8 protein-coding genes are annotated in these 12072 nt (G+C 45.4%); 3 read left to right on the top strand and 5 right to left on the bottom strand.

Annotated features, from left to right (window positions below; genetic code table 11):
* Positions 1–9 precede the first annotated feature (9 nt).
* On the bottom strand, positions 10–2145 hold the full coding sequence (locus JMX70_RS05120; protein ID WP_201590145.1) for an NADPH-dependent 2,4-dienoyl-CoA reductase: 2136 nt from the start codon (positions 2143–2145) through the stop codon (positions 10–12).
* Positions 2146–2525: 380 nt separating this feature from the next.
* Between JMX70_RS05120 and JMX70_RS05115 the strand changes: the two genes are divergently transcribed.
* Entirely contained in the window at positions 2526–4190 is a 1665-nt protein-coding gene (locus JMX70_RS05115) for an AMP-binding protein (protein ID WP_201590144.1), read from the top strand.
* A gap of 258 nt (positions 4191–4448) precedes the next feature.
* Here JMX70_RS05115 and JMX70_RS05110 read toward each other — a convergent pair whose 3' ends face one another.
* From JMX70_RS05110 to hemA, 4 genes are all read right to left on the bottom strand, one after another.
* Complete coding sequence (locus tag JMX70_RS05110) at positions 4449–4868, bottom strand: DUF6691 family protein (protein WP_144296760.1); 420 nt, start codon at positions 4866–4868, stop codon at positions 4449–4451.
* A 62-nt stretch (positions 4869–4930) separates the two neighbouring features.
* Positions 4931–5368 (bottom strand): YeeE/YedE family protein, encoded by a 438-nt coding sequence (locus JMX70_RS05105; RefSeq protein WP_201590142.1) that lies wholly within the window; start codon positions 5366–5368, stop codon positions 4931–4933.
* Positions 5369–5514: 146 nt separating this feature from the next.
* The gene (locus JMX70_RS05100; RefSeq protein WP_201590140.1) at positions 5515–6657 is read right to left on the bottom strand and encodes an aminotransferase class V-fold PLP-dependent enzyme; all 1143 of its coding nucleotides are present in this window, start codon (positions 6655–6657) and stop codon (positions 5515–5517) included.
* Between the two features lie 607 nt (positions 6658–7264).
* The gene (gene hemA, locus JMX70_RS05095) at positions 7265–8647 is read right to left on the bottom strand and encodes a glutamyl-tRNA reductase (protein ID WP_201590138.1); all 1383 of its coding nucleotides are present in this window, start codon (positions 8645–8647) and stop codon (positions 7265–7267) included.
* Between the two features lie 579 nt (positions 8648–9226).
* Here hemA and JMX70_RS05090 point away from each other — a divergent pair.
* Complete coding sequence (locus JMX70_RS05090) at positions 9227–11149, top strand: tetratricopeptide repeat protein (protein WP_201590136.1); 1923 nt, start codon at positions 9227–9229, stop codon at positions 11147–11149.
* A gap of 227 nt (positions 11150–11376) precedes the next feature.
* On the top strand, positions 11377–12012 hold the full coding sequence (gene lolB / locus JMX70_RS05085; RefSeq protein WP_200663126.1) for a lipoprotein insertase outer membrane protein LolB: 636 nt from the start codon (positions 11377–11379) through the stop codon (positions 12010–12012).
* Positions 12013–12072: the final 60 nt, after the last annotated feature.

Below are 12072 nucleotides of genomic sequence, written 5' to 3'. Positions count from 1 at the left end.
AATCATCAATTATATCGCTGCCGCAACCTCAGCACCATCACGAATTGCACGTTTAGCATCCAGCTCAGCCGCTAGCTTTGCACCGCCGATTAGATGGTATTGTGCATCTGGTGCATCACCGACATTTGGCATCAGCTCAACCACTGATTCTTGACCGGCACAGACCACGATGCTATCGACACGTAACAGCTGGCTTTGACCTTGATTGTTAGTAATCCAAATACCTTCGTTGGTAATTTTGTCGTACTGCGCACCTGATACTTGGATGACGCCATGCGACTTAACATGAGCACGATGCACCCAGCCCGAGGTTTTATTGAGCCCACTGCCCAAGCGACCTTTAGTACGCTGCATTAAGTACACTTGGCGTACAGGTTTGATGCCTTCAGGTTTAATCAAGCCGCCATCTGCCTGATAGTTAGTATCAGACGTCACGCCCCACTCTTCGCGCCAATCGCTGATTGACTGCGGTTTTGGACGATAGCTTGGGTCTTTTAGCAATTCAGGACCAAGCTCATCTAATGGCTGCCCATGATTGGCGGTTAGATATTCACTAACATCAAAGCCGATACCGCCCGCACCGATGACCGCGACGGTTTCACCAACGGATTTTTCACCAGAGAGCAATTCAGCATAGCTAATGACTTGTGGTAAATCTGCACCTTCTAACTTGCCTTTTAGGCTTCTAGGAACAACGCCAGTTGCGACGATGACATGATGGAACTTGGCCTTCTCGAGCATATCTTTATCGACTTTGGTATTAAGTTTAATCTCAACGCCTAAGTGCTCAAGCTCATTGATATAGTAGCGAATGGTTTCAAAGAACTCTTCTTTACCAGGTATGACTTTGGCATAATTAAACTGCCCGCCCAAGATATCTTTTGCTTCAAATAAAGTGACGTCATGACCACGCAAAGCTGCAACATGAGCGGCTGACATGCCCGCGACACCGCCACCGATGACCGCTACTTTTTTAGGCTTTTTGGTTTTCTTATAAACCAATTCTGTCTCATAGCAGGCTTGTGGGTTGACCAAACAGGTTGAGCGTTTATTTTCAAAAGTATGGTCAAGACAGGCTTGGTTACAGGCGATACAGGTATTGATACGATCGGCTTGACCTTCTTTAGCTTTGTTGACCCAATGCGGATCGGCTAAGAACGGACGCGCCATCTGAATCATATCCGCTTGCCCACTGGCAACGATTTCTTCCGCTGTTTCTGGCATATTGATACGGTTGGCTGCCATCATTGGAATATTAATATGCTTTTTAATTTCAGCAGTGAAATCAACAAACGCCGCGCGTGGTACGCTAGTGACAATGGTCGGTACGCGCGCTTCATGCCAGCCAATTCCAGTATTCATAATGGTCACGCCCGCTTCTTCTAGCGCTTTAGCAACGGTAATGACTTCATCCATGACGTTACCGTCTTTGACCAAATCAATCACTGACAAACGGAATAGGATAATAAAATCTTCACCCGTTGCTTCGCGAACTGCTTTGACCACATCGACCGCAAACTTCATGCGATTTTGGATATCACCGCCGTATTCGTCGGTACGTTTATTGACATGACGCGATAAAAACTGATTGAGCAAGTAACCTTCAGAGCCCATGATTTCAACGCCATCATAACCCGCTTGTTTGGCAAGTTTGGCACAGCGCGCATAGTCTTTAACGGTTTGTTCGATATTTTTGATGCTCATCTTACGCGGTTTAAACGGCGAGATTGGCGATTTAATCGGGCTTGCTGACACGGCAAACGGATGATAACCATAGCGACCACTGTGCAAGATTTGCATGATGATTTTGCTGTCATATTTATGCGCCGCACGGGTGACGCGTTGATGATTAATGACGTCAGCGCGGGTGTTCATGGTGCCGCCAGCAGGGAGCAACCAGCCTTCGCGATTGGGCGATATGCCCCCGGTAATCATCATCGCCACGCCGCCTTTGGCACGTTCGGCAAAATACGCCGCCAGCTTGCCGTAATTATAAAAACGGTCTTCAAGCCCCGTATGCATCGAGCCCATCACCATGCGGTTTTTAAGTGTAGTAAAGCCCAAATCCAGCGGCTCAAATAAATGCGGGTAGTACTCGTTGGTGCTGGCGGTCTCAATGGTATTGGCAGTGCGGCTGGCGGTCATATCATTTTCCTTATGAATGAATTAACAAACTACGTTCTGAAAACAGAAAAGTCACGGGATTTAGCGTTGCTGCTATCGTAACACACCGCTATTATCATCAGCTATGCGGACAAGCGACTGATGAGTGAGCACTATCTTGATACCAATCCTAGACAGTCAGATGTTTACCTCGACTTTATGGCTTTTATTAAGCAAACCTCATAAAACCCGCCCAATTTTTGGGGCGATTGGCTATAATAGCGTGAGCGTTGTCAATATTTAACGTGTTTTATAACGACCGTTTTTATGACAATTGTTTTTATGACAACGGCTTCTATAATAGCCGCTTCGCTAAATCCCTGCACCATCGAATACCCGCAATACGATAAAGGACTATCCCCATGACAGACTTTCACACCGGTCTTGGCAAAAACGCTGCCAATCACCAACCGCTGACCCCTATCGATTTTATTATCCGCAGCGCGCAGGTTTATCCTGACAAGACTGCAATTATCTACGACGACCTAGAGCACAATGAGCTCACGCAGACATGGCAACAGACTTATGATCGCTGTCGTCAATTGGCCGATGGTCTGCGTAAATTGGGTATCGATAAAAATGACACGGTGGCGGTGATGATGCCGAACACGCCAGCGATGGTCGAATGCGCCTTTGGCGTGCCAATGTCAGGCGGCGTGCTTTGTACCCTTAATACCCGACTTGATATCAATGCCCTAACCTTTTGCCTGCAACACTCTGAAGCCAAAGTATTGATTTTAGACAGCGAGTTTGCTGAGCATGCTGAGATTATTGATGAAGCTTTTCCCAACCTCAACGTGATTCATGCGACCGATAAAGCGCTTGATATCGAGCGTTTTGGCAGTATGAGTTATGAAGAGTTAATCGCCAGCTCAGACAATTTGGATAATTGGGAAAAACCGCTCGATGAATGGGATGCCATTGCGCTCAACTATACCTCTGGCACCACTGGTAAGCCCAAGGGCGTGGTCTATCATCATCGCGGTGCCATGCTCAATGCCGTGTCTAATATTTTAGATTGGGATATGCCCAAGCATCCCATGTATCTATGGACGCTGCCACTATTCCATTGTAATGGTTGGTGTTTCCCATGGACCATCGCTGAGCGCGCGGGCGTCAACGTCTGCTTACGTAAAATTGACGCTGATTTGATTTTGCAGCTGATTGCCAAGTATAAAGTCAGCCATTATTGCTCAGCGCCCGTGGTGCACAATATGATTGCCGGCGGTAAGCCTGAGTATAAAGAAGCCATTAACCATGAAGTCAAAGGCTGGGTCGCTGGTGCACCGCCGTCTGAAACTATGCTCGCTGCTATGGAAGCCATGGGCTTTCATATCTCACATGTTTATGGCCTCACCGAAGTTTATGGTCCGGTCACTGTTTGTGCTGAGCAAGAAGAATGGGATGCGCTTGATGTCGCTGCTCGTGCGCAGAAAAAATCTCGTCAAGGAGTGACCTCGCATTTGATGACAGGCTTTGAGCTGTTTAAACAAGGGACCACTGAACCCGTTGCTGCTGATGGCGAAGAGATGGGCGAGCTGGCACTGCGCGGTAACATGGTGATGAAAGGCTATCTTAAAAGCCGAAAAGCCACTGAAGAAGCCTTTGCCGATGGTTGGTTCCGTACCGGTGATTTGGGCGTCAAATACCCTGACGGCTATATCAAAATCATGGATAGGCTTAAAGACATCATCATCTCAGGTGGCGAAAATATCTCTAGTATCGAAGTCGAAAACGTCTTATATAAAATGCCGGAAATCCAAAGCTGTGCGGTCGTTGCCGCGCCGCATGATAAATGGGGCGAAGTGCCCATCGCCTTTATCGAAATTCATGCTGGTAGCACTTTGCAACGCGATCATGTCATGGAGCATTGCAAGCAATATTTGGCTGGATTTAAAGTGCCGAAATATATTATCTTTGCTGAAATTCCGAAAACTAGTACCGGTAAAGTACAGAAGTTTGAGCTACGCCAAGCCGCCAAATCATTGGCGCACGAAACGCCAAAAGTTACGGCTAGCGCTAAATAATAGCTTTTGAAAAACTTGCACTTTGAGCAATTTGCATAAAACAGGGTCAGTCTTATGATTAGGCTGACCCTTTTTTCTTGAACTAAGAACGTAAAACTTATTCTTGTAGACAGTCTGCTATAAAATAAACACAGAGCTACTGGTATTCATTTTGCGCAGCCTCTGTCTGGGTAGGCACAGCAAGCAAGGAAAATGAATACCAGTAGCGCGTTATCATACTTGTACTAATTTTATTTAGGACTGACTATAGCCAAACAACTAATTCAGCTTTGGTTCAAGCCATTGATAAACCAACATACCCATTATCATTGCTGGAATAAAGACATACGCTTGCCATTGTCCTGTCCCAAGTAGCACGATACCCGGTCCTGGGCAGATACCCACAAGTCCCCAACCGATACCAAACATCATCGCGCCGATTAGCAACTTTTTATCAATCACCGTCTTACTTGGCAATAAGATAAAAGTGCCCACCCAGCTGGTCTTTTGCCATTTGGCTAATTGCACACCGATTATCGCTACTATTAAACCGCCGCCCATCACCAGTGCCAAGGAGATATCCCACGCGCCAAAGACGTCCAAAAAGCCTTGTACTTTAGCAGGGTCGGTCATCCCTGATATCAGCAGTCCAAAACCGAATAATAATCCTGCTACTAATCCAATTATATTTTTTAGCATTTTTTCTCACACCTAATGTATTAATCCAAGCGGTTATAAATAACGTGCTGTCTATGCGATTTTTAAATCAAACCCAAAACATGGCGACCGATATAAACGGTTAAGATACCAAACAACATAAAGGTCACTGTCGCCGCCATCGAACGTGGTGACAGTCGCGCATTACCGCAAATACCATGTCCGCTGGTACAGCCTGAACCGAGACGCGTGCCAAAACCAACGAGCAGCCCTGCCGCAATTAATAACGGTATAGAAGCACTTACTTCTATCGCTGGTAACGGCTTGACCAAACGATATAATAACGGCGAGACGATAAGACCGGCGATAAATAAAACCTGCCACATCTCAACGCGCTTGGGTTTTAAGAGGCTTGAGAAAATACCACTAATCCCCGCAATACGGCCAACACCTAACAGCAAAATGGCAGTCGCCACCCCTAGCATCAGTCCGCCTACTAAGGAGATTGGCGTAAATGCCTGCCAGTCTATTTGTATACTCATAATGTTTACCTAAGCCAATTTTATCAAACACAGTTTTAAATTCGTTTTATATAAATACATTATATAATAAAATATAATAAATAGGTAAAAAAATACTGAGATCTGTTTAACAGAACTCAGTATTGTTACCTAACTTATAGTAAAAATTATGCAGGCTGCTCTGCCAATACTTCATCAAGCGCTTTTTCAAAACGTTGTACCGCTCCGTCGACATCGGTCAATTTATCAAGACCAAATAGACCTAAACGGAAAGTTTTAAAGTTCTCAGGCTCGCCTACTTGTAGCGGGACACCAGCGGCGATTTGCATGCCAGCTTCAGCAAAGGCGCTACCTTTATGCATGTCATCACGGTCAGTATAAGCAACGACAACACCCGGTGCTTCAAAACCTTCTGCCGCCACGCTTTCAATGCCTTTGTCCGCCAATACTTTACGAATACGCTTACCAAGCTCCCACTGCGCCTCGCAAAGTTTATCAAAGCCGACTTCCTTAGCTTCATGAACGGTATCGCGGAACTGGCGTAAGCTATCGGTTGGCATGGTTGCATGATAAGCGTGACCGCCATTTTCATAGGCGCGCATGATATTTAACCACTGTTTTAAATCTAAGCTAAAGCTATCAGATTCAGTGCTCTCTACTTTTTGCACAGCCGCGTCGCTGAGCATCACCAGACCTGCGCCCGGCGTGCTGCTCCAGCCTTTTTGCGGCGCGCTAATCAGCACGTCAATACCCAAGTCTTTCATATCAAGCCAGACGCAACCCGAGGCAATACAGTCAATGACCAATAGACCGCCAACGCTATGAACAGCCTCGGCCAATGCTTTGATATAGTCTTCTGACAAAATTATGCCTGATGAGGTTTCAACATGAGGGGCAAAAACGATGGCTGGTTTTGTGTCTTTAATTTTAGCAACCGCTTCATCGATAGCAACTGGAGAAAACGGCTTTGGCGTCTCACCCTCTTCACGATTGGCAGTCAATACTGTAGACGACTTGGCAATTTTGCCCTTGTCTAAAATTTGCGTCCAACGATAGCTAAACCAACCGTTACGGATAATCAGGCAGTCTGCATCATTGGCCAATTGACGCGCCACCGCTTCCATGCCGTAAGTACCAGAACCAGGTACAATCGCCACCGCATCAGCGTTATAGACTGACTTTAGGTTGCTAGACAAGTCATTCATTACTTGCTGAAAGACTTTTGACATGTGGTTTAAGGCGCGGTCAGTATAGACCACCGAATATTCTAATAAGCCGTTTGGATCAATATCTTGACGTAATGCAGTCATAGGACGCTCCTAGTTTATAGTTAGGCAATATAGGTATTGGCAAATTTTAGTGATAACGAGCCAAATACTATGATAGATAGTATTTATCGGGCACTCATATCGAGTAACCATCGAGAGTATGACGCAGAGTTGACGATATAGCGCTTTATCCTAGCGCTATTGCCGTTGACGAGTATGTCGTGTGCGCTTTATTTTTATTTTAAACAGTACTACTATTCTAAACAGTACTACAGACGATAGGCGCGCCATTATCAGACCGTGAATGACAGCCTATTGAAACATCAATACTGAGAATTAATGAAATGAGAAGATATTAAGAGGCAATTGATAAAATTAGACTTTGAAAAAAAAGCCAAAATCAATTAGTTAAAGGATTATTAGAAATAACCGCTGCCACATAACCAAAAATTATCGCCACTTAATACACTCATAACAACTTGATATTAGCACTGATAATGCAGGTTGACAACGCTCAGCTTGCATAAGTTGAAAGCTTAGCTAATTTATGATTTTTGAAGAGAAACCGTTTCAAAAGGAAGAGTTTTAAAAGAAACGGTTTTAAGAGAAATAGTAAGAAAAACAATTAGTGAATTAAAAGGAGTAATGATTACTGACGACGACCACGATGCGCGTCTTGTAATCCCGAGACCACAAAATCTAGCAATTCATTGTCACCTTCGCGTGCCGCTTTGCGCATCAACTTCGAGGGCGCATGGGTCAGCGTCTGGGTTAAACGCCGCGATAGCTCAGTGATAATAGCTTCAGGGCTGGCGTTATCTTGTTGCAGCTTAGCAATGGATTCATGCAGCAGCTTATCGACTTGGTCATGGGTGCGCGCGCGATATTGTTGAATCTCTTTACCAACTTGGCGCACTTGAAAGCGCCGATCCATCTCGACCACCAACTGACTGACCAGCAGCTCAGCATCGACCGCTGCTTGCCGGCGCTGCTCAATATTACCAGCAATCACGTGTTGCAAGTCATCAACAGAATACAAATACACATCGTCGATACGGCTAATGGTAGAGTCGATATCGCGCGGCACCGCCAAGTCAATCATCAGCATCGGCTGATAACGCCGGCTTTTAAGCGCGCGCAAGGTCATGGTCTTATCAATTAATATATCCATACTGCCGCTACAACTACTGACGATATCAGCTTCTGCCAATACTTGCGGCAACTCTTGCAGCGATTTCACTTCTACCATACGCTCGGGTCGACGCAATTCGGCGGCCAACGCTTCGGCGCGCTCAGGATTGCGGTTACAAATAATGACCCGCCCGACCCCAAGCCCAGCGATATGGGTTGCCACCAAGCGATTCATCTCGCCTGCCGCAACAACCAATAACGTGCGATTGGGCAAATCGTCAAATATCTGCGTCACCAATTTGGCTGCAGCATAGCTCAGCGATACTGCTTGAGCGCCGACTTTGGTTTCGTTACGCACGCGTTTGGCAGCAGCAAATACTTGGTCAACAATCCAGCCGAGCTGATTGCTGAGCGCCTTTTGGTCTTGCGCCAAATGCACAGAACGTTTGATTTGACCGAGTATCTGCGGCTCACCCAATATCATCGAGTCAAGACCAGCGGCGACTCGCAGCCAATGAGTCAGCGCATGAGTATCACGGTGCACATACAGGTAAGGATCAATCTCGTCCAAAGGTAACTGTTTAAAATCCGCCAGCCACGCTTTAATTTTTAAGATATGTGCGCTGATTGCCGCGGCAGAAGGCTGAGTACTGACAGCATTATGGCTGGTGATGGCAGTTTGCTGCGCTGCTAAAGCCGCGCCTGATTCTGGCGATGCTAAGACTTGCGGAACCAGCGCATAAATCTCAGTACGGTTGCACGTCGAGACAATCACGCTACCATCGGTGAAGCGCTCTAGCTGCTGAAGGGCAATATTCACATCGTCACCGACAAGCGCCAAGCGCTCTCGCAGAGCGACTGGTGCGGTTTTGTGATTGACCCCAATGACCACTAATCTCATTATTGATAGACCATAAATATAACGTTTACCTGCTAGCCAAACGCTTTTAGAATGTGAAAAAACCTATTCAATCAGCAGTGCTAAAAAACAGTTTTTCACAGACAGCGCTTGCTAAACTGGCTGTGAAAAAACGTCTTTAATTAATACTTGCCAATATAAACGTCTAAAAAGCGCCTATTATATCATTATTGCTGGCTTTATTTAACAAGCAGCGTTGGGCGATGGTATTTGTCTGTATCTGGGCATGGCGACGATAAATCAACTGCTCCAAGGCTTTAAAATAAATGCCAGTGTTATTTGTCTAACTTAAAAACGCTGGTTTACTAGCAGATGTTTAAGCTATCAGATTTTATTGAACGCTACTTAAAGTCATTTATCGTCATTAATTAATCGCCTAAATATTGTTAGTATTTGAGTAACATAGGCGCTATTGTTTATCGCTTTCATCTGCTCTTATAATGGTAATGACGAATACTTATTTAAAATAATGACAATAAAATCCTCCTGTTAGAATGCAAGTGGACTAATGGGGAAATATTGCTCGCTAGATTTTTTGGGTCATCCTTTAGACTGCAACCTATGTATAATGATCAATCTCGCCTCCGCGCCTTATTGCAAGCCACCATAGAGCGCCTATGCCAGCGTTATAAGCTAACCTTGTCGTTGGCCATTTGTCTATGCCTAGGATTACCCGCCCACGCCAAGTATGTCAGCCCGGCGTTGACCGCTCCCATATTAAACACTGATTTGGCCAATTCGCCTACAACTTCACCAGCCAAGAAAAGCGATATCATTGGTCATACTGCTCATGAAATACCTTCTCAACTACCGTCTACTGAGCAGTCTCAGCTAGCAGAAACCGATACTTCTGTAAGCAATCTAGTAGCATTTAGCCCAGCACAATCTGAGCTTGGTGAGCCAAGTTTATACGCGCTGTTGGATGCCGAGTTTGCCGCAGATCGCGATAATAATAAGCGCGCGCTAACTATTTATAAGCAGCAATCTTTTAAACAAGATGCAACTGCGGTATTTGAGCGCGCCCTAAGCTTGTCTTTACGTAATGAAAGCGTTGAGGATTCATTGCGCTTTGCCAAAACTTGGCAAGACCAAAACCCCGACCACGTGCCCGCTTGGTTCTATGTGGCGCATTTGGCCCTGCGTGCGCACGACTATGAATTGGCGGGCGCCACTCTAAACCGCATTTTAAACTATGACCCGCGAGCCGATCTGAGCGAAATACTGATTGGCATTTATCCCAATACCGATGAAGACAAACGCGAGTTGCTTGCCGCTTTGCAACCTATCGATAGCGAGCAAAACGCTTCGCTTTCGGTATTAAAGGCTGGTTTACTGTATCAATTTGATGAGCCTGAGGTCGCTATTGTCCATATCGATCGTGCCCTCGCGCGTCAGCCAGATTATGTGCCTTTTATCACTTTAAAAGCCGACATCTTACGCAAGACCAAGCCATCAGCAGCCGTGCTTGATTATATTAACCAAGCGCGCCTACGTAACCCTGATAGCAAGAGCTTATACTTATATGAGATTCGTTATTTACTCGATTTGCGGCAAAGTGAGCAGGCTTGGCAGCTATTATTTGATGCACACGGGCGCTTTGCTGATGATGACGAAATCACTTTGCTCGCCGCGCTGGTGAGCTTGGACGTTGAAGAATACGCCAGCGCCGACCAGCTGCTTAATATCTTGGCTAAAAATCCGGGTTATCTTGACCAAGCCTATTACTACCTTGGCATCAGTGCCGAGCGCCAGCAACGCTTTGAGCAAGCAAAACACTATCTCAATGGTGTGATGCAAGAGGACTTGGTGTTAGAAGCGCGGCGAAAAGTGGTGTCGTTTGAGCTGCTAAATGACGACGTCGATGCAGCCATTGCTACTTTAGAGAAGCTGCGTAAAAACTTTAGCATCTTCGCGCCTGACAGCTTTGTCATGCAAGCGGATATCTTATGGCAGCAAAATGAGCCCGAGGAAGCGCTACGGTTATTAACGCGCGCCAGCCGCAAATATCCTAATAATGAGATGCTGCTATTTGCCCGCGCCCAGCTGCTTGACGACAAAGACGATTATATCGTCAAACGTACCTTATTGAACCATTTGCAAACGCTCGACCCAACCAACCTTGCTTATCAGCTTAGCTATGCGCAGTTATTGCTCGCCAATGAACGCAGCTCCAAGCAAGGTTTGGCGCTAGCAACGGCTATCATTCAAATCCGTTATGATGACCCGCGCTATGACAATGAGCTGCATTTGCAAGCGTTAAACGTACTCGCCGCCAATGCTTTAGCGAACGAAGATTATCAACAAGTCATCGATTATCTACAAACCCCGTACGACGTCTTTCCAACCCTGCGTTCAGGCACGCTACTGCTGCGCGCTTATCAAGGGCTAGGCGATAATGAAAAAGTTGAGGCGTTGCTTGCTGAGTTACAAGAGCGTTTTTCATTTGGGCAGCGCAACGTCAATGACCGTATACAGCTTTATTAAGCAGCTTTTTGCTCAAAGCTTATTGAATACTCATCATAAAATACGATTAAAAATAAAAACGTTTGCGATAAAAACTACAAGCCAGTTATAAGAAATGAACAGCCATGCATCAGCGCGTAACAAATCATGCTTAAGCTAAGCGTTTATTGTTTTATTTAATCTTTTAAAAAATCTATTACTTTTAAAACTTGTTACTTTTAAAACTTGTCTATTTTTGAGGATATATCATGTCAGTATTAAAAAAAAATCAGCCGAATAAACTGGCGCTATTTAGCGCTTTAACCGCCGCGCTCGTTATCACATCTGGTTGCCAATCATTAAAAACCGCTAATGCTACCAACCAGCCTATCGGCACGGTACAAGGTCAGAAACCTGAACAACCTAAAAAGCTTGAGAACTTTAATATCACGGGCAAAATCGGCGTTACCACACCTAGTAAGGACAATTCAGGAAACCAAGGCGGCAGTGCGTTTTATGCATGGGGACAACAAAATGACCGTTTTGCTATCGAATTGATTGGTGCGCTTGGCATTGGCAAAACCAATATCGAATATAATGGTCAGTCGGCGACTTTAGTCAGTGAAAAAACCGGTACTTTAACCGCTGCTGACCCTGAAACCTTGCTCAAAAAAGCCACAGGCTGGCAGGCGCCGATTTCACAAATGCCGTATTGGATATCGGGTCGCCCCGCGCCTTCAGACAGCGCCCCACAGCTTGATGACCAAAACCGTTTAATTAGCTCGGTCAATGGTGAATGGCAAGCGAACTTTAGTTATAAAGGTAACGATAAATTGCCAAATAAAATCAGTGCCGTGCAGTCACAAGGCAATAAAGTAGTGATGACCATCGACCATCAAAAATAATGGCCTTATGTAGACAGTAGAAAACACTATCTTTACTTACAACTCATAAAGACATTTATT

It is taken from the genome of Psychrobacter pulmonis, from assembly GCF_904846465.1.
In the GTDB taxonomy this organism is placed as follows: Bacteria; Pseudomonadota; Gammaproteobacteria; order Pseudomonadales; family Moraxellaceae; genus Psychrobacter; species Psychrobacter faecalis.
Note: the sequence above shows the minus strand (reverse complement) of the source record. Positions and strands in the feature narration are given on the sequence as shown.

What these genes read in the sequence shown, in the direction of transcription:
- JMX70_RS05120 (WP_201590145.1), bottom strand. Translation starts at nt 2,145, where the DNA reads ATGACCGCCAGCCGCACTGCCAATACCATTGAGACCGCCAGCACCAAC.
- JMX70_RS05115 (WP_201590144.1), top strand. Translation starts at nt 2,526, where the DNA reads ATGACAGACTTTCACACCGGTCTTGGCAAAAACGCTGCCAATCACCAA.
- JMX70_RS05110 (WP_144296760.1), bottom strand. Translation starts at nt 4,868, where the DNA reads ATGCTAAAAAATATAATTGGATTAGTAGCAGGATTATTATTCGGTTTT.
- JMX70_RS05105 (WP_201590142.1), bottom strand. Translation starts at nt 5,368, where the DNA reads ATGAGTATACAAATAGACTGGCAGGCATTTACGCCAATCTCCTTAGTA.
- JMX70_RS05100 (WP_201590140.1), bottom strand. Translation starts at nt 6,657, where the DNA reads ATGACTGCATTACGTCAAGATATTGATCCAAACGGCTTATTAGAATAT.
- hemA (WP_201590138.1), bottom strand. Translation starts at nt 8,647, where the DNA reads ATGAGATTAGTGGTCATTGGGGTCAATCACAAAACCGCACCAGTCGCT.
- JMX70_RS05090 (WP_201590136.1), top strand. Translation starts at nt 9,227, where the DNA reads ATGTATAATGATCAATCTCGCCTCCGCGCCTTATTGCAAGCCACCATA.
- lolB (WP_200663126.1), top strand. Translation starts at nt 11,377, where the DNA reads ATGTCAGTATTAAAAAAAAATCAGCCGAATAAACTGGCGCTATTTAGC.